The sequence below is a fragment of the Enterobacter sp. 342 genome, from assembly GCF_036663495.1.
GTDB lineage: Bacteria > Pseudomonadota > Gammaproteobacteria > Enterobacterales > Enterobacteriaceae > Enterobacter.
On sequence record NZ_JAWUEI010000003.1, the window covers coordinates 1 to 17,605 of the forward strand.

Below are 17,605 nucleotides of genomic sequence, written 5' to 3' on the forward strand. Positions count from 1 at the left end.
GGAACGGTCTGCGTTGTCGGGAAGATGCGTGATCTGATCCTTCAACTCAGCAAAAGTTCGATTTATTCAACAAAGCCGCCACCGCTAAACCTAACTTAACTAAACACCGGCACCCCCAGCCCAACCTTCACCTCCCTCAACGTCCCTTGCGTCACCCCCTGCGCCCGTTCCGTCCCGCGCTTCAGCATCGCCATCAGCTCGCCCTTGTCCCGCATATACATCGCCCTCCGCTCCCGCATCGGCGCAATCAGCTCCTGCAAACACGCCTCCAGCTCGTTCTTGCACGCCCGGTCCCCAAGCCCGCCCGCCTGATAGTGCGCCTTCATCGCCGCCACTTTCTCCTTGTCCGGATGAAACGCATCGAGGTACGTAAACACCACGTTCCCCTCAATCTGCCCCGGGTCGCTCACCTTCAGGTGGTTCGGGTCGGTGTACATGGCGCTGACCGCACGGTGAATCGTCTCTTCGCTGGCCGAAAGGTGCAGCGTGTTGCCCAGCGATTTCGACATCTTGGCGCTGCCGTCGATGCCGGGCAGGCGGCTGGTGTCGCTCAGCATCGCCTTACAGTGGCGCAGCACCGGAGCGGGCAGCAGGCTGTTCATCTTGTGCACAATCTCGTTGGTTTGCTCAATCATCGGCAGTTGGTCGTCGCCGACGGGCACGCACTCGGCCTTAAACGCGGTGATGTCCGCTGCCTGGCTGATGGGGTAGGCCATAAACCCGACCGGCAGCGAGCGGGCAAAGCCTTTCTGCACAATCTCGTTTTTCACCGTCGGGTTACGCTCCACGCGGGCGACGGTGACGATGTTCATGTACAGCATCGTCAGCTCGGCGAGGGCGGGCAGGGCGGACTGCAGGCAGATGGTGGTCAGGTTCGGGTCGATGCCGGCGGCGAGGTAGTCGGCCAGCACTTCGGGGATGTTGTCTCGAATTTTCTGCGGGTTGCTGCCGTTGTCGGTCAGCCCTTGCAGGTCGGCGATCAGCACAAACTGGTTGTGCGTCTGCTGCAGCGCCACGCGCTGGCGCAGTGATCCGACGAAGTGTCCCAGGTGCAGCGGGCCGGTTGGGCGGTCGCCGGTGAGGATGGTTTGCGTGTTCATAAAGACTCCTTAATGTGCAATTGCCGAAAGGGGTCTTAGAAATGTGAAAGCCGCCTTTCGGCGGCTATCTGAAAATGGGGAAAACTACTCCGTGCCGCCTTTAAGAAGGCAGCCACCAGCGGTTTACGGTGAGCACGGCGTGGTTTATGTTCATCTCTTTACCGTACCACGTCCGGCGCGAAAAACAAAAGGGCACGTCATGCTGCAATCACTCAACCACCTGACACTCGCGGTCAGCGACCTGCAAAAAAGCGTCACCTTCTGGCACGAGCTGCTGGGGCTTGCGCTGCACGCCCGCTGGAATACCGGGGCTTATCTCACCTGCGGCGATCTGTGGGTCTGCCTGTCGTACGACGAAGCGCGCCGGGTCGTGCCGCCGCAGGAGAGCGACTATACCCATTATGCGTTTACCGTGGCGGAGGAAGATTTTGAAGCGTTCTCGCAAAGGCTGGAGCAGGCGGGCGTCACCGTGTGGAAGCAGAACAAAAGCGAGGGGGCGTCGTTCTATTTTCTCGACCCGGACGGGCACAAGCTGGAGCTGCACGTGGGCAGCCTCGCCGCGCGGCTAGCGGCGTGTCGCGAGAAGCCCTATGCAGGTATGGTCTTTACCTCAGACGAGGCTTGAGGCGCGCACCTTCAGCCTGCCCGCCAGCGTCACGTGCGTGGCAGCATCTTCCTGATTGCACAGGTACTCCACCGCCAGCCGTCCCAGCTCGCTGTAGGGCAGTTGGATACTGGTCAGCGGCGGGGTGAGCTGCTCGGAAATCTTCTGGTCATCGTAGCCCGCCAGCAGTATGTCCTGCGGGATGCGCACGCCATTCACCGCCAGCGCCTGATAGCAGCCAATCGCCAGCCAGTCGCTGGCGCAGAAGATGGCGTCCGGGCGCTCGGCCAGTTCCAGCAGCGACGTTGTCGCGGTAAAGGACTCGCTGAACTGCCAGTTGGTCTCGCGCACCAGGTTGTCGTCGCACGCTAATCCGCCCTGCTGAAGCGCCGCCTGGTAGCCCGCCAGACGCTGGCGGGAGGCTTCCATCCAGCTCTCGCCGGTGATGTGGGCGATGCGCGTGGCTCCGCAGGCGATGAGGTGTTTAGTCACCTGGAAGGCGTTGGCGTAGTCGTCCGGGATAAACGACGGCAGCAGCGGCGAGCCGGGGTCGCGCTGGTTGAGCAGCACCAGCGGGATGCGGGTGCAGTCCTGGAAGGCCGTCATGTCCACCAGCGTGGTGACCGGAGACGCGAGAATAATCCCGATGCAGTTGCGCTTCTCCAGCTGGCGGATGATGTTCAGCGCCAGCTCGATGTCGTCGCCATAGTCGTAGACGGTGAGCAGGGTCTCGTTGCGCCACGCCGCTTCCCGCGCCTGGCTGATGGCGTCGATAAACGGGTCAAAGCTTTGCATGGAACTGACCAGCAGGGCGATCTCTTCCTGGTTGCGCGGGGCGTGAATAGCGGGGAGGCGGTCGTAGCCGAGCTCGGTGGCCACATTAATGACCCGCTGGCGGGTGTCGTCGCTGAGCTTGATGTTGCGGGACTGGTTAAGCACCAGCGATACCGTCGCCTGCGACACGCCAGCCGCCCGCGCAATATCGTTCATCGTCACTTTCGTTTTTCGCTTCATCCGTCCTCTCCCTTTCGCGACTTCGCATCATACCCTAACCGCACGCTTTAGCGCCGTCGATCACGTTTCTCATTCATCGAAGCGTGAACTTTGTGAGAGCCGTCGCTTTTCTCAACGCCGTGATTTGCGCATTTATCCTGCAACTAATATTTATTAGCTAAATATTATCAGTAAGAGGACGCATAATGAAAGAGCAGTGGAGCAGGGAGCAGGCACAGGCGTGGTATGAACAAAAAGGCTGGCTGTGCGGGTTTAACTACCTGCCGTCGACGGCGGTGAACTGGACTGATATCTGGCAGGAAGAGACTTTCGATGCCGAAACCATCGACCGCGAGCTGGGCTGGGCGGCGGACGCGGGTTACAACACCCTGCGCATCAACCTGCCGTTTATCGTCTGGGAACATGACCGCGACGGGCTGATGGCGCGCATCGATCGGTTTTTGACGATTGCCGATGGTCACGGCTTCAGCACCATGCTGACCCTGATGGACGACTGCGGCTTCTCCGGCGACGAGCCGTATCTCGGCCCGCAAAAGCCGCCGGTGCCGGGCAAGCACAACAGCCAGGCTGCGGCGAGCCCGGGGCGCGACAAAGTATGCGATCGCGACTGCTGGCCGCAGATTGAGCGCTATATCCGCGACGTTGTTCGCCAGTTTCGTGAAGACGGGCGCGTGCTGCTGTGGGATCTGTATAACGAGCCGGGCAACCGCGGCATTTTCGCGACGGGTACACAGGAGGTGCAGTACGACGCGAAGCTGGAGACCTGCGCCCATGAGCTCATGAAGCTGGCGTTCCAGTGGGTGCGTGAAGAAGACCCAACCCAGCCGCTCACGGTCTGCGCGTGGCGAGTCCCGCCGGAAGAGGAGGGCGAGACGTTCTTCCAGCATCCGCTGGACCAGACCGCGCTGGCGCTCTCGGACGTGGTGAGCTTCCACGCCTACACCAACACCGGGCGGATGACGGCGATTATTCAGCAGTTGCAGGCGCTCGGTCGCCCGCTGTTCTGCACCGAATGGCTGGCGCGCCACGTGGGCAGCACCATCGAAGAACAACTCCCGCTGATGTACATGGCGAAAGTTGCGCCGTATCAGTGGGGACTGGTGCGCGGCAAAACCCAGACGTGGCTGCCGTGGCCGGTGGTGATGAAGGAGTCCACGGACTACTGCCGCCTGTGGTTCCACGACGTGTTCGAGGAAAACGGTATTCCGTTCTCGCGCCGTGAAATCGCGCTGATGCAGAAGTTTCGTCAGATCGCCCCGAAAGCACAGGGCTAATCATATTGACCCGGTGCCTGTCGCCGGGTAATCAGGTACGCACTATGGCAACGATAATGAAAATACCGTCTCGCGAGTTGTGGTCTTATTTTGGTTATGGTTTAGGTCAGTGTTTTAGCTTTGGTTTAGTGGGTTCGTTTATTAACTATTTTTACACCGACGTGCTGGGGATCTCGGCGCTGGCGGCGAGTACCATTTTCCTGATTGCCCGCGCGTGGGACGCGGTTCACGATCCGCTGTTTGCCAGCATTATGGACACCATTAACAGCCGGTTCGGTAAGTTTCGCCACTTTTTACTGATTGCACCGTTGCTGATCACCGGCGTCACGCTGCTGTCGTTCTATAAAATCGAAGCGGACATGACCACCAAAATCCTCTACGCCGGGGTGACCTACATCCTGTGGGGGACGCTGTACGCTATCTCCGATATCCCGTTCTGGTCGATGTCATCGGTGATGACCAACGACTCCGCCCAGCGCACCCGTGCGGTGACGGCGGCAATGCTGGGGGTAAACGCCGGGATTGCCTGCGCCAACATCTTCTTCCCGAAACTGGCGGCGTTTTTCGCCCAGCACAGCAACGATAAAGGCTACTTTATGGCGGCGCTGGTGATGATGCTGGTAGGTCTGCCGCTGATGCTCAACGGCTTTATGCAGATCAAAGAGCGCGTGCCGCCAAGCCCGGAAAAGGTGACGATGCGCGATACTTTCCACAACCTGCGTCAGAACAAACCGCTGTTTATCGTCCTGCTGTCGTTCTTCTTCTGCGTGTTTCATAACGTGGCGGGCGGTCTGTATATCTACTTCTTTATCAACAACCTGGGCGACGGCAGCCTGCAGATGGCGATTGGCGTGATGGGGATTGTGGCGGCGGTACTGTGCCTGGTCGCCCCGATGCTGACGCGCCGGATGCAGAAGCGGAAGCTGTTTATGATCCTCTGCGGGCTGGACGTGGCGGTGCGCGTGGTGATGTGGTTTGTCGGCTATCAGCAGGTGACGATGCTGTTCATTCTGCTCGGCCTGAGCACGCTGTTCGTGATGATGACTAACATCCTCACCTCGTCGATGATTGCCGACACCATCGAGTACGCGGAGTACCACACTAACAAGCGCTGCGCGGCGATCACCTTCTCGGGGCAGACCTTTACCGGCAAGATGTCGGTGGCGGTGGGCGGCGGGTTAATCGGCGTGTTCCTGACGATGATTGGCTACGTACCGCAGGCGCAAATCCAGAGCGAGAGCGTGCTGTCGGGGCTGTTCTTCGGGATTTGTCTGCTGCCAGCGATAGGTTCGCTGATCCGTATTGGCTTTATGTCGCGCTTTACCTTTACCGAGGAGAAGCATGCGGAGATTTGTCGGCTGCTGGCGGAGCGGAACGCATCTGCGAAAGCGCCGGGTAGCGGCTGCGCCTTACCCGGCCTGGAAAAAATTACAGCGACTTCACAAACGCCAGCAGATCTTCGTTGAGCTGATCCTGGTGGGTCAGCGCGAAGCCGTGCGGCGCGTTGTCGTACACTTTCAGCGTGGCGTTTTTGATCATCTCTGCCGCCAGCTTACCGGTGCTTTCAAACGGCACGATCTGGTCGTTGCTGCCGTGAATCACCAGCGTCGGCACGTCGATTTTCGCCATATCCGGGCGGAAGTCGGTTTCGCCGAACGCGGTCACGCAGTCGATGGTGCCCTTCAAAGACGCCAGCAGGGCGATGTTCAGCGTCTGGGTCAGGGCACCGGCAGAGACGGTCTGCCCGGCGTTGATGCCGTAGAACGGCGTCGCGAAATCGCTGATGAATTGGGCGCGATCTTTACGCAGTCCGTCGCGAATGCCGTCGAACACGCTCTGATCCACACCTTGCGGGAAGGAGTCAGATTTACCGAAGATTGGCGTTACCGCACCCAGCAGTGCCAGACCGGCGACGCGTGAACTGCCGTAGTTGTTGATGTAGCGGGTCACGTCGCCGCCGCCCATGGAGAAGCCCACCAGCGTCACGTCCTGCAGGTCCAGGGTAGTGATCAGGTCGTTGATGTCAGACGCAAAAGTGTCGTAGTTGTAGCCGTTCCACGGCTGATCCGAGCGGCCAAAGCCGCGACGATCAAAGGCGATGGCGCGGAAACCACGCTCGGCCAGGTAGTTCAGCTGGCTGTCCCACATGTCGCCGTCCAGCGGCCAGCCGTGGCTGAACAGAACCGGTTTACCCGCGCCGCAGTCTTTGTAGTAAATCTGCGTGCCGTCTTTTGCCTTAAACGTTGCCATAGTGTCTTCCTCAACAGGTGATTGTTATGTTTAAACCGGCGCGACCAGATAACGAATTGCCGGTGATGTTGTGCCCTGATGAAAAGCCAGAACGCGGCTCTGCAGCAGGAGGTCATTCATGGTGTGGCGCTCCTGCTGGCGCAGATGCTCAATCCAGGAGCCCATCAGGAAGGTCTCGATAAACAGACCGGGGCGCTCAATATCTTCATACACTGCCCAGCTCATCGCCCCGGCGCGGCGGCGCACCCGGCGTAGCTCATGCACCGCCTGCAAAAACGCTTTCGCGTTGTGCGGGTCGATGATGTACTCGTGCGATACCAGTACCGGGCCGCGCTCATTCGGCAGCTCAATCTCGATGCCGTCCAGCGGCTGGCCGCTGAGGTCGAGGTTCAGGTCCGGGTCTTTCTCCAGCTTCCAGCGAAAGACGGTAGCGCTTGCCAGCACCATGCCCAGCGTGGCGACCACCAGCGAAGTCGGGGTGCCGAACTGGGAAGCGATCTGCCCCCAGATGGCGCTGCCTGTGGTCATCGAACCGAAGAACACCGTCAGGTAGACCGCCAGCGCGCGGGCTTTCACCCAACGGGCGGCACTGCGTTGCGCGCCGAGGTTGAGGGTGGAGAGCACCGCAATCCACGCGAAGCCGGTGAAGAATTCAAACAGATTGAGCAGCCAGATGTGGCGCACAAACGCCAGCGCCAGCATGGTGAGGGCAAAAGTCAGGCTGGCGGCTACCATCAGTCGGTCGGCGTTCAGCTTTTGGCGCAGGCGTGGCAGCAAAATGGCCCCGGCAATCGCCCCCAGGCCAATGCAGGCCAGCATCACGCCGTAGCCCGCCGGGCCTAAGCCCAGCTCGCGGCGCGCCACCAGCGGCAGCAGGGCCCACCCCGCGCTGCCGAAAACGAAGAAGGCCACGGTGCGCACCAGCACGTTACGCAGCACTGGTGCGGCGTGCACGTAGCGGATGCCGGAGCGTACCGCCGAGAAGAAGTGCTCCGGCGGCAGCCGCTGAATGGACGGGGCCGGACGCCAGCGCCACAGCACCCATGCCACGCCCACAACGGAAAGCGCGTTCAGCGCAAACACCATCCACGGCCCGGCGAGCGACAGCAGGAAACCACCCAGCGCCGGGCCAATCGCCCGGCTGATGTTCACCCCCAGTGAGTTCAGCGCCACGGCGGCACCCAGCTCCGGCTTGCTCACCAGGTCAGGCACCACGGCCTGAAACGGTGGCGAGCTCATCGCCGCGCCCACGCTCAGCAGAAACGTCGCCACCAGCAGAACCGCAGGGGTGACGTGTCCGGTGAAGGAGAGCACCGTCAGCCCGGCGGCGGCGATGAACACCCACAGCTGGGAGAAGAGCAGGTATTTACGTCGGTCGACGATGTCCGCCATCACCCCGGACGGCAGGGCGAAGAGGAACATCGGCAGGCTGCTTGCCGCCTGTACCAGCGCGATATCCAAAGGATCGGCGCTCAGGGTCAGCATGCTCCAGTTGATACCGACGTCGCTCATCCATGAGCCGACGTTTGAGACCACCGTGGCGATCCACAGCATGCGGAATACCGGCTGGCTCAGCGGCTGCCAGGGTGAAACCGTCGATGCGGGCGTCGTCTCGACGTGTGCGTCGCGAACGTCGTTAACCTGCGTCATGCGAACTTCTCCGTTGCCTTATGCTGCAATCGCCACTGGCCCGGCCCGGTGAGGGCAAGGGTGGTGAAGATAATCAGCAGCAGCCAGCCAAACTGCCCTTCGGCAATCGACCAGTCCGGATGCACCACCAGCATCGCCACCAGCAGCACGGCGATGATCGGCAGGCAGGCCAGGCGGGTATAAACGCCCGCAATGATAAACAGCGGGCAGATCACCTCGGCGAAAATCGCCGGGATCAGGCTCGCCCAGGGCCCGAAGCCGAACGGATCTTCAATGCGCGTCAGCTCTTCACTGAAGTGCAGCACCTTCGGCAGGCCGTGTACGTACAGCAGCAGGCTGCCGGTGAGACGCAGGAAAAACAGCCCCAGGTCGACCCGGGGCGAAGCAAATGTATTTTTCATCAGAATGCAAAGCAGCTGCAGCCCAGCGCCCCCCAGAAAGCGTTATCGTCGGACACCGGCATCTCTGACGTGCGCGCAAAGTCATGCTGGTGGCTGTGAACCCCACACGGGCCGCTGCAGTGATGGACGGCGTTCATGCCGACGCGGGCGGCCTGCGGCGGCGCGCTGCGGTAGTGGCCCGGCACCTTCACCACCGGTGACCACTCGGGCAGAACCGGGATCGCAGGCGGCGCTAGCGGGCCGAAGCTGCCTGCGGCGTACACGATATCGCCGTTGACCACCGTCAGGACGGACTCGATGCCTTTGATCTCCTCTTCCGGCACGCGGAAGAAGTCTTTGCTCAGCACCGCCAGGTCGGCGAGCTGACCGACTTTGATCTGCCCCTTCTGATTTTGCTCGCTGGAGAACCACGCGCTGCCCTGGGTCCAGAGCATCAGGGCGGTGTCGCGATCCAGACGGGCGCTGTGGTCGTACATCTGCATCCCGCCAACGGTACGGCCGGAGACCAGCCAGTAGAGCGCGGTCCACGGGTTGTAGCTCGCCACGCGGGTGGCGTCCGTCCCTAAACCGACCGGCACGCCGGTCTCGAGCATTTTCGCCACCGGCGGTGTGTGGCGGGTGGCTTCAATGCCGTAACGCTCAGCAAAATATTCCCCCTGGAAGGCCATACGGTGCTGCACGGCTATGCCGCCGCCGAGCGCTTTGATGCGGTCGATATTGGCCTGGGTGACGGTCTCCGCATGGTCGAAGAACCAGTGCAGGCCGTTGAACGGAATGTCGCGGTTCACTTTTTCGAACACGTCCAGCATACGGCTGATGGATTCGTTATAGGTGGCGTGCAGGCGGAACGGCCAGCGGTGCTCCACCAGATGGCGCACCACGCGCTCCAGTTCGTCCTCCATGCCCGGCGCGAGATCCGGGCGCGGCTCGAGGAAGTCTTCAAAATCGGCGGCGGAGAAGACCAGCATCTCGCCCGCGCCATTGTGGCGGAAGAAGTCGCTACCCTGGCCCGGCGTGAGCATGTCGGTCCATTTTTCAAAGTCTTCCAGCTCGTGGCCCGGACGTTGGGTAAACAGGTTGTAGGCGATGCGGATGGTCATCTGCTTTTTCTCGTGCAGCTCGGCAATCACCTCGTAATCTTCCGGGTAGTTCTGGAAGCCGCCGCCCGCGTCGATGGCGCTGGTCAGCCCCAGACGGTTCAGCTCGCGCATAAACTGACGGGTGGAGTTGACCTGCTGCTCCAGCGGCAGCTTCGGCCCTTTCGCCAGTGTGGCGTAGAGGATCATGGCGTTAGGACGGGCAATCAGCATCCCGGTCGGGTTGCCGTTAGCGTCGCGCTGGATCTCGCCGCCCGGCGGGTTCGGGGTGTCTTTGGTGTAGCCGACCACCTTCAGCGCGGCGCGGTTGAGCAAGGCGCGGTCGTACAGGTGGAGGATGAAAACAGGTGTGTCCGGCGCGGCGTCGTTGATCTCGTCCAGGGTCGGCATGCGGCGCTCGGCAAACTGGAACTCAGTCCAGCCGCCCACCACGCGCACCCACTGGGGCGACGGTGTGCGCAGGGCCTGCTCTTTCAGCATCCGCAGGGCGTCGGCCAGCGACGGCACGCCTTCCCAGCGCAACTCAAGGTTGTAGTTCAGCCCGCCGCGAATGAGGTGCAGGTGGGAGTCGTTCAGGCCGGGGATGGCGGTATGGCCTTTTAAATCGACCACTTTGGTGCCGTCGCAGTGGTGCTGCATCACCTCGTCGACGGTACCCACTTCCAGAAATTTTCCGTCGCGTACGGCAACGGCTTCCGCGACAGGGTTCTCGCGATCGACAGTGTGAAACTGGCCGTTAACCAGAATGAGATCGGCTTTACCGAGGGTAACCATAACTGCTCCTGACTGAGAGGGGAATGGTCAGGATTATGGGAACCGGTTTCGGCAAAGATCCAGTTATACAATAGGATAGGTATACCAAAGTATAACTATACCTAAGGTTAACTATACGAAGAGATAATTACGCGCGGCGACGGAAAACCGCAGGATGAGGGTGACTTTATCGCCGTGGCACTCACGGTGATTTCTACCCTTAACCACTGGAAAATGCTATGACCTCTTCAAAGCTCGAAGTGTTAACCCCTGCGAACTGTCAGATCATCTTTATCGATCACCAGCCACAGATGGCGTTTGGCGTGCAGTCTATTGACCGCCAGGTGCTGAAAAACAACACCGTGGCGCTGGCGAAAGCGGCCAAAGTGTTCAACATCCCAACCATCATCACCACCGTTGAGACCGAAAGCTTCTCCGGTAACACCTATCCGGAGCTGCTGGACGTGTTCCCGGGCCAGGACATTCTGGAGCGTACCTCCATGAACTCCTGGGACGACCAGAAAGTACGTGACGCGCTGAAAGCCAACGGCAAGAAGAAGGTGGTGGTTGCCGGTCTGTGGACCGAAGTGTGCAACAACAGCTTTGCCCTGTGCGCGATGCTGGAAGGCGACTACGAAATTTATATGGTGGCGGATGCGTCTGGCGGCACCTCCAAAGAAGCCCACGACTTCGCGATGCAGCGCATGATCCAGGCGGGTGTGATCCCGGTAACCTGGCAGCAGGTGATGCTGGAGTGGCAGCGCGACTGGGCGCGTAAAGAGACCTACACCGCGGTAATGGATATCGTGCGTGAGCACTCCGGCGCGTACGGCATGGGCGTTGATTACGCCTACACCATGGTGCACAAAGCACCGTCTCGCCAGAAGAGCGAGCACCGCACCTTAGCGCCAGTCCCGGCCCGCTAAGCCCCGGCGGCGGGCTGGTCCCTCATCCGGCTCGCCACTGCCTCTTTCTCTGGAGTTAACAATGAGTACTGGGCTGATATCCCTTGCGGCAGGCGTGTTGATTGGCCTGATGTATGCCGTGCTGAAGGTGCGCTCCCCCGCGCCGCCCGCGCTGGCGCTGATTGGCCTGCTGGGGATGCTGGCAGGTGAACAGGCGACGCGCCATCTGTTATCTCGCGACGGTGCGCCTTCTCCTCAGGTGACTGTTCCGCAGGTTAAATCGCAGACAGGAGCGTCATCATGAAAGCATGGATAATTTCGCTGGTGTGCGGCGTAGTGGCTGGGGTAATTTACGCTCTGCTCGATGTCCATTCTCCGGCACCACCAGTTGTCGCCCTGCTTGGCCTGTTTGGCATGTTGGTGGGCGAACAGCTTATCCCGGTGGGACGGCGTTTATTGAGTCGCGAACCGCTGACCCTCGCCTGGTTTCGTCACGAATGCGTGCCGAAAATCAGTGGCACGGCGCCCCCTGCGCCCGCGAAGGAAAATCGCGACGTTTAATGATTTGTTAGAGGAAAGACAGCATGACGCTGCCGTGGCGCATTGCCATCATTGATGACGAACGTTCCGTCCGCAGCGGGCTGAGTAATCTCCTGGAGTCGGAAGGCTATTCGACCGATACCTTTGATTCGGCAGAGGTGTTTTTGAGCCATCCCCTCGCGTTGTCCGACGCCGCACTGGTGATCACCGATATTAAGTTGCGGGGTATGAGCGGCCTTGAGTTGTTTGAAAAGCTACGGTTGCTGGCCGTACCGCCGCCCCCTGTACTCTTTATCTCCGGTCATGCTGATGAAAATATGCAGCGGTACGCTCTCAGTCTGGGCGCCGCTGCATTTTTGCGTAAGCCTATTAACATCGATATTCTGCTGGACCATATTCAGCGGGAGCTGGCCCGCCGACAATAAGGATCGCGGATGAACGAAAATGAGCAGCCTGCATTCTGGCCCGCCCAGGGGAATCTTCATCAGGGGCGGGTTTTTGTCCTTAAAGAGGATGTGATTTTTACCGTTCTGGCACAGGAGGGCGGTATTGCCTGGATGCACGCACGCCATCCCCATTCCGGCGGTTCATTTATTATTGCCACCGCGGTCAGCGACGAGGAGGAAGAGCGGGCCACCCGGCTGCTTAAAAACGAGTTTGCGCTGCGTGATGTGCTGCAGGACAGCTGGGCCATCCGTGCTGTTGCGTCTACCCAGTACCGGGGGCGCTTCGCGCTGGTTTACGCCCCGTTTTCATTTGAACTGCTGGCGCGGCGCGCGGGCAGGGCGATCTCAGGTATCACGCGCTTTATCGAACTGGCGATCCAGATCTGCGTTCCCCTGCGTCAGATGCATCTGCAAAACCTGATCCACGGTGATATCAAGCCCGGCAATATTTTTGTTCATCACGATGCCACCTGTCGTCTGGGCAGTTTCGGTCTTTCCTGTAGCCTCTCGGGAGCCTTCTCCCAGACCCGGCTTGCTGTTTCAGGCGGTACGCCTGCGTATATGTCGCCAGAGCACACGACCCGCACCCAGCGCCCGGTCGATGGCCGCAGTGATCTCTACAGCCTCGGCATGGTGCTGTATGAACTCCTGACCGGACGCCTGCCGTTTGAGTTGGGGGAGGATGATCAGACCAACTGGGCGCATTACCATATTGCCTCGGCGCCGCTGGCCCCGCACGTGATTCGTCCGGACGTGCCAGGAATGTTGTCCACCATCATCCTGAAGCTGCTGGAAAAAAATCCTGATAACCGCTACCAGACGGTCGACGGGCTGATTGCCGACCTCCGTCGCTGCCAGGCGACGTTGACCTGCGAGGGCGAGATCGTCGCCTTTACGCCCGGGCAGCAGGACCGCACTCCGGCGATCCATCTGGCGGACTCCCTGTTCGCGACGCATCCGCAGGCGAATGACGTCATTGCCGCATTTGAGCGGGTGGGGCAGAACCTGGTGCCGGAGCTGGTGACGATTGGCGGGCCGTCGGGTATCGGGAAATCCTCGATCATCGCGACGGCACTCAAAACGCTGCAGCAGCGTACGGTGCTGCTGGCGGTGGGCAAAGTTGATCAATTTTCGCCGTCGCTGCCCTACGGCGTATTAAGCTCCGCGTTCCGCACCCTGACGCTGCACCTGCTGGGGCTGCCCGCAGACGATGTGGCTAAGTGGAAAATTCGCCTGTCCCGCGCCCTGGAGGGGTATGAAGCGCTGGCCGTCAGCCTGGTGCCTGAACTGGGCCTGCTCCTTGAGAGCAAACCGCGTTTTTCGGCGGATACGTTTTCCATTGATGCCCGGGCGCGCTTCAGCCACATGGTGCTGGCGCTGGTAAAAACCTTTGCCGCTCAGGGCTGCCCGCTGGTGCTGGTGCTCGACGATCTCCAGTGGAGCGACGCCGCCAGCCTGCATACGCTCAAACATCTGCTGATGAACTGTGGCGCTATCCCGCTGCTGGTGGTTGTCGCTCACCGCGATATCAGCTCGTTGTCCGAACTCACGCTGCAACAGCAGCTGGCGAGCTTGCCGGAGGCGGCACAAAACGCGAGCGAGATTGTCCCGCAGGCGCTTTCCGTAAAAGCGGTGGCGCGCTGGCTGGCAACGGTATTTCGTACCCGCAGCACGGCGACGACCGATCTCGCTACGCTGATCCATGAGAAGACGGGGGGCAACCCGCTATTTGTACATGAGTTTTTCCGCCGCATCGTCGATGACGGGCTGGTGGTGCACAACAAATATCAGGACAAGTGGCACTACGATCTGCAGGCGATCCGCGCCCGGCATTACACCGAAAACGTCGTCACCCTGGTGCTGGAACAGCTTGAAGAGATGCCCGATGAGACGCGTCGCCTGCTGGGCAGCATCGCTTGTCTCGGTGGCACGGGCGAGATGGAGATGATATGCCGCGTGGTCGGCATGTCGATGGCGGAAATGCGCTATGCGCTGCACCCGGCGGTGATGGCCCAGCTCATCGTACTGACGGAAAAAGAGTACGCCTTCACCCACGACCGGGTGCAGGAGGCCGCCTTTGCGCTGCTGGATCAACATGAGAAAAGCCATCTTCACCTGACCACCGCCAGCTTGCTGGCCGACGCTGCGCGTCAGGCGGCGGGGAACGAGCTTTTGTTCCGCGCCGTTCATCACGTCACGGCCGCGCTGGACAGTATCCAGCCCGCCCCGCAGCGCCAGATGTTCCGCGAGCTGAGCCTGCTGGCGGCGCGACGCGCAAAGCGATCGGGGGATTACCTTTCGGCGCTCAGCTATATCCAGACCGCCAGAGCGCTGGGCAACGCCGGGGTGGTGTCAGACTTTATGCTCGATATTGAAGAGGCGGGCTGCGAGTTTGCGCTGGGGCATCTTGAGCGGACCCGCAAGCTGTGTGACGCCATTCTCGGTTGCCCCGGCGGGCTGACCGAAAAGGCGCTGGCGGCTAACCTGCTGGTGGAATTGTACATTCGCCAGTCAGACAGCCGTCTTGCGCTGGAAGCGGCGCTCTGCTGGTTGGGGGTTTTTGGTATCCAGATCGGCCGCTATCCTGAAGATGCCGATTGTGACGAAGCCTGGGAACACTTCTGCAACCGTGTGGGCGACGCACCACAAAATCGCTATGCCCAGCTCTCTCGCATGGATAACCCGGAAACGGAAGCGGTGATGAACCTGCTCTACAGCGCCAGTATTTGCGCCAGCTTCATCTGCCCGCGTCTGCACTTTTTGCTGCTCTGCCGCATGATGCACCTGACCCTCGACCACGGTATCACCGGTGCCTCCACGACGGCGATGGCCTGGTTTGGCGTGCTGATTGGCCAGCGCTACGCCGAGTATCGTCTCGGGTTCCAGTACGGCACGCTGGCTCACAAGCTGGTGAACCGTCACGGCTATGATGCGTTTGAAGCCAAAACCCTGCTGCCGCTTGATCAACTCAGCGTCTGGACCCAGCCGCTATCGTTCACCATTGAGTGTGCAAAAGCCTGCTTCACCTCGGCGGTGACCCACGGGGATATGACGATGGCCTGCTTTGCGGCTTGCCATCAGGTCATTAACTTCCTCTCACGAGGCGATCACCTGGACGGGGTGCTGACCAGCATCGATCGTGGCCTGGCGTTTGTGCGTAAAACCCACTTTCAGGACGTTGAAACCATCTTGCTGGTTCAGCGCACCTACGTTGATTTTTTGCGCACGCCGACGATGGGGACCTGGACCGCGTCTCAGGTGCTGCCTGAGGCGCTGCTTCCCGCATCGCCGGAGCAGGCGCTGGAGCAAACCTCGACCATGTTGTTCTGGTACTGGCTCTACCGCGGCATGGCACACTTTACCTGCGGGGAGTATGCCGATGCGCAGGCAGATCTCGAGATGGCGGGCTGGTACGCGTGGTCCGCGCCAGGGCACATCCATCTGCTGGATTACCATCTTTACAGCGCCCTGGCACTTTCCCGGCAGCTGACGCCAGAGACTTTCTCGGCGAATCACCGCCGCAGTATTCACGCCCACTACGACAAAATAGCCCTCTGGGCGCGCATTAATCCCGGTACATTCGCGGATAAAGAGGCGCTGATCTATGCCGAAATTGTGCGCCTGGATGGGATGAACAGCATTGCGCTTGAGCAGTATGAGAAAGCAGTCCGGCTTTCCCGCGAGGGCGGGTTTAATCCGATAAACGCCCTGGCCCACGAGCTGGCGGGGCGCTTTGCGCTGGCCTGCGGCTACCCGACCGCCTCGGACGCGCACTTCCGCGGGGCGATAGCCGCCTGGGGCCGCACGGGCGCACAGGCCAAAATTCGCCAGCTGGAGCAGGATTTTCCGCATCTGCTGGCCTCCGGACAGGCCAGTGCCTACGACACAGTGGCGTTCGCCCAGAATGAGACGATCCGCGATCTACAGAGCGTGATCAAAGCCTCTCGCGCGCTCTCGGAAGAGATTAACCTCGAGCGGTTGATCGAAAATCTGATGACGATCCTGCTCGAACGCGCCGGGGCGCAGCGTGGCCTGCTGCTTCGCGTGAGCGATAACTTGATCCCGGAGATCGAAGCCAGCGCCTGGACCAGTACCGAAGGCGTGCGGGTGCGGATCCTGAAAGATGTGCCGACGGCGACTGACATGCCGTTGTCGGTGCTGGCGGCGGTGATCCGTACCGGGCAGGAGATCCGCACCGGTAAGCCGGAGGAGTTCCATCCCTTTAGTCAGGACCCTTATCTGGTGACCTCGGGGGCGGCCGTCATGTGCGTCCCGATGTTCAAACAGGCGCGGCTGGTGGGCGTGCTATACCTGGAAAACCGCCTGATGCCGGAGGTCTTCACCGCCGAGCACTCGCGTGTGGTGAGCCTGCTGGGCGCGCAGGCCGCGATATCTCTGGAGACGGCGCGGTTGTACGCCGAGCTGCTGGCGGAGAATATCCAGCGCCGACGGGTGGAGAAAGAGCTTCGTGCCAGCCAGACCTCGCTGATGCTTGGCGAGCAGATCAGCCACACCGGTAGCTGGCGCTGGGAGCTGGAGCAGGATCTGATGTTTGTCTCGGAAGAGTACGCCCGCATTCTCGGCCTGCCCGAACAGCAAAAGATGATCTCCATGGCGGAGTTTTTGACTTTCGTCCATGAGGACGATTATGCCCGCATCAGCGCCATCGTCACCGGGAGTGTGCGCGATGGGCTCTCCATGCGCGCGGAATTTCGCGTTAAGCGTACCGACGGTTCAACGCGCTACATCCTCGGGATTGGCGATCCCGTGGGCGTGGGCAGCGAGGTGAACGAGTATTACGGGATCATCACCGATATCACCAGCCAGCGCGCCGCAGAGGATGCCATGCGAGTGGCGCAGGCGGATCTGGCGAGGGTTTCCCGCGCCACCACCGTCGGGCAGCTAACCTCGTCCATCGCCCATGAGATCAACCAGCCGTTGATGTCGATCGTCTCTAATGCCGGTGCGAGTTTGCGCTGGCTCAACCGCGAGCCCGCCCGTCTGGACAAAGTGCGTGAGGGGCTGGAGGAGATTGCCGCGGAAGGCGCGCGGGCGGGGGAGATCATTCGCAGTATTCAGTCCCTGACGCGCAAGCAGGATCCCACCTTCTCGCGCATCGACATGCACTACCTGATCCACCATATCATCACGCTCTCCCGCAGCGAGCTGGAGCAGAGACACATTAGCGTTGATTATCTGTTAAAGGCGCAGGAGAGTTTTATCATCGGCGATAGCGTGCAGATCCAACAGGTGCTGTTGAACCTGGTGATGAATGCGGTAGAGGCGATGGCCGAGGTGAAGGATCGCCCCTGTACCATCACTCTCAGTACTCGCAATGCAGACGGGAAAGTTATTGTAGAGATAGCGGATACCGGCAGCGGCATTGAACCCGATCAGCTGGAGCAGATTTTTGACTCGTTCTACTCCACCAAAGCGCAGGGGATGGGGATGGGGCTAACCATCAGCGCCAGCATCATTGAGCGTCACTGTGGGAAGCTGAGCGCGCACCAACGGGAGCCACACGGCACCGTGTTTGCCTTTGCGCTGCCGCTGGCTGAACAGGATACGTAA

At 60.6% G+C, this 17,605-nt stretch carries 14 protein-coding genes; 8 read left to right on the forward strand and 6 right to left on the reverse strand.

Annotated elements, in window-relative coordinates; all coding sequences use genetic code 11:
• Positions 1-95: 95 nt before the first annotated feature.
• A complete protein-coding gene (gene trpS, locus V6E55_RS03255; RefSeq protein ID WP_316942162.1) occupies positions 96-1,100 on the reverse strand; it encodes a tryptophan--tRNA ligase in 1,005 nt (334 codons plus the stop codon).
• A gap of 199 nt (positions 1,101-1,299) precedes the next feature.
• Between trpS and fosA the strand changes: the two genes are divergently transcribed.
• Positions 1,300-1,725: a FosA/FosA2 family fosfomycin resistance glutathione transferase gene (gene fosA / locus V6E55_RS03260; protein WP_316942247.1), complete on the forward strand. Its 426-nt coding sequence runs from the start codon at positions 1,300-1,302 to the stop codon at positions 1,723-1,725.
• On the opposite strand, the gene V6E55_RS03265 is transcribed toward fosA, so the two are convergent.
• On the reverse strand, positions 1,711-2,718 hold the full coding sequence (locus V6E55_RS03265) for a LacI family DNA-binding transcriptional regulator (RefSeq protein WP_316942163.1): 1,008 nt from the start codon (positions 2,716-2,718) through the stop codon (positions 1,711-1,713). The genes fosA and V6E55_RS03265 overlap by 15 nt on opposite strands.
• A gap of 185 nt (positions 2,719-2,903) precedes the next feature.
• Here V6E55_RS03265 and V6E55_RS03270 point away from each other — a divergent pair, with 185 nt between their 5' ends.
• Both V6E55_RS03270 and V6E55_RS03275 read left to right on the forward strand, forming a co-directional pair.
• Positions 2,904-3,992, forward strand: a complete 1,089-nt coding sequence (locus V6E55_RS03270) for a cellulase family glycosylhydrolase (RefSeq protein ID WP_316942164.1) — start codon at positions 2,904-2,906, stop codon at positions 3,990-3,992.
• Positions 3,993-4,036: 44 nt separating this feature from the next.
• On the forward strand, positions 4,037-5,458 hold the full coding sequence (locus V6E55_RS03275) for an MFS transporter (protein WP_316942165.1): 1,422 nt from the start codon (positions 4,037-4,039) through the stop codon (positions 5,456-5,458).
• On the opposite strand, the gene V6E55_RS03280 is transcribed toward V6E55_RS03275, so the two are convergent.
• From V6E55_RS03280 to V6E55_RS03295, 4 genes are read right to left on the reverse strand one after another with little or no spacing between them, the layout of a single operon-like run.
• A complete protein-coding gene (locus tag V6E55_RS03280; RefSeq protein ID WP_114979181.1) occupies positions 5,421-6,242 on the reverse strand; it encodes an alpha/beta fold hydrolase in 822 nt (273 codons plus the stop codon). The genes V6E55_RS03275 and V6E55_RS03280 overlap by 38 nt on opposite strands.
• Before the next feature lie 30 nt (positions 6,243-6,272).
• Positions 6,273-7,892 (reverse strand): MFS transporter, encoded by a 1,620-nt coding sequence (locus V6E55_RS03285; protein ID WP_316942166.1) that lies wholly within the window; start codon positions 7,890-7,892, stop codon positions 6,273-6,275.
• Complete coding sequence (locus V6E55_RS03290; RefSeq protein ID WP_316942167.1) at positions 7,889-8,293, reverse strand: DoxX family protein; 405 nt, start codon at positions 8,291-8,293, stop codon at positions 7,889-7,891. Before V6E55_RS03290 ends, V6E55_RS03285 begins: the two co-directional genes overlap by 4 nt.
• The gene (locus tag V6E55_RS03295) at positions 8,293-10,164 is read right to left on the reverse strand and encodes an amidohydrolase (protein ID WP_316942168.1); all 1,872 of its coding nucleotides are present in this window, start codon (positions 10,162-10,164) and stop codon (positions 8,293-8,295) included. The genes V6E55_RS03290 and V6E55_RS03295 overlap by 1 nt, the downstream gene beginning before the upstream one ends.
• 218 nt (positions 10,165-10,382) lie before the next feature.
• Here V6E55_RS03295 and V6E55_RS03300 point away from each other — a divergent pair, with 218 nt between their 5' ends.
• The 5 genes from V6E55_RS03300 to V6E55_RS03320 all read left to right on the forward strand — a co-directional run bounded on the left by V6E55_RS03300 (position 10,383) and on the right by V6E55_RS03320 (position 17,605).
• Positions 10,383-11,069: a hydrolase gene (locus V6E55_RS03300; protein ID WP_023331928.1), complete on the forward strand. Its 687-nt coding sequence runs from the start codon at positions 10,383-10,385 to the stop codon at positions 11,067-11,069.
• 61 nt (positions 11,070-11,130) lie between these two features.
• Positions 11,131-11,352 carry a DUF1427 family protein gene (locus V6E55_RS03305; RefSeq protein ID WP_114979186.1) on the forward strand — a complete coding sequence of 74 codons (222 nt, stop codon included), beginning with the start codon at positions 11,131-11,133 and terminating at the stop codon, positions 11,350-11,352.
• Positions 11,349-11,609, forward strand: a complete 261-nt coding sequence (locus V6E55_RS03310) for a XapX domain-containing protein (RefSeq protein ID WP_114979187.1) — start codon at positions 11,349-11,351, stop codon at positions 11,607-11,609. The genes V6E55_RS03305 and V6E55_RS03310 overlap by 4 nt, the downstream gene beginning before the upstream one ends.
• Before the next feature lie 23 nt (positions 11,610-11,632).
• On the forward strand, positions 11,633-12,013 hold the full coding sequence (locus tag V6E55_RS03315; protein WP_114979188.1) for a response regulator transcription factor: 381 nt from the start codon (positions 11,633-11,635) through the stop codon (positions 12,011-12,013).
• A gap of 9 nt (positions 12,014-12,022) precedes the next feature.
• Positions 12,023-17,605, forward strand: coding sequence for a trifunctional serine/threonine-protein kinase/ATP-binding protein/sensor histidine kinase (locus tag V6E55_RS03320; RefSeq protein WP_316942169.1), 5,583 nt, complete (start codon positions 12,023-12,025; stop codon positions 17,603-17,605).

What these genes read in the sequence shown, in the direction of transcription:
- V6E55_RS03315 (WP_114979188.1), top strand. Translation starts at nt 11,633, where the DNA reads ATGACGCTGCCGTGGCGCATTGCCATCATTGATGACGAACGTTCCGTC.
- V6E55_RS03295 (WP_316942168.1), bottom strand. Translation starts at nt 10,164, where the DNA reads ATGGTTACCCTCGGTAAAGCCGATCTCATTCTGGTTAACGGCCAGTTT.
- trpS (WP_316942162.1), bottom strand. Translation starts at nt 1,100, where the DNA reads ATGAACACGCAAACCATCCTCACCGGCGACCGCCCAACCGGCCCGCTG.
- V6E55_RS03270 (WP_316942164.1), top strand. Translation starts at nt 2,904, where the DNA reads ATGAAAGAGCAGTGGAGCAGGGAGCAGGCACAGGCGTGGTATGAACAA.
- V6E55_RS03310 (WP_114979187.1), top strand. Translation starts at nt 11,349, where the DNA reads ATGAAAGCATGGATAATTTCGCTGGTGTGCGGCGTAGTGGCTGGGGTA.
- fosA (WP_316942247.1), top strand. Translation starts at nt 1,300, where the DNA reads ATGCTGCAATCACTCAACCACCTGACACTCGCGGTCAGCGACCTGCAA.
- V6E55_RS03265 (WP_316942163.1), bottom strand. Translation starts at nt 2,718, where the DNA reads ATGAAGCGAAAAACGAAAGTGACGATGAACGATATTGCGCGGGCGGCT.
- V6E55_RS03275 (WP_316942165.1), top strand. Translation starts at nt 4,037, where the DNA reads ATGGCAACGATAATGAAAATACCGTCTCGCGAGTTGTGGTCTTATTTT.
- V6E55_RS03320 (WP_316942169.1), top strand. Translation starts at nt 12,023, where the DNA reads ATGAACGAAAATGAGCAGCCTGCATTCTGGCCCGCCCAGGGGAATCTT.
- V6E55_RS03300 (WP_023331928.1), top strand. Translation starts at nt 10,383, where the DNA reads ATGACCTCTTCAAAGCTCGAAGTGTTAACCCCTGCGAACTGTCAGATC.
- V6E55_RS03280 (WP_114979181.1), bottom strand. Translation starts at nt 6,242, where the DNA reads ATGGCAACGTTTAAGGCAAAAGACGGCACGCAGATTTACTACAAAGAC.
- V6E55_RS03305 (WP_114979186.1), top strand. Translation starts at nt 11,131, where the DNA reads ATGAGTACTGGGCTGATATCCCTTGCGGCAGGCGTGTTGATTGGCCTG.
- V6E55_RS03285 (WP_316942166.1), bottom strand. Translation starts at nt 7,892, where the DNA reads ATGACGCAGGTTAACGACGTTCGCGACGCACACGTCGAGACGACGCCC.
- V6E55_RS03290 (WP_316942167.1), bottom strand. Translation starts at nt 8,293, where the DNA reads ATGAAAAATACATTTGCTTCGCCCCGGGTCGACCTGGGGCTGTTTTTC.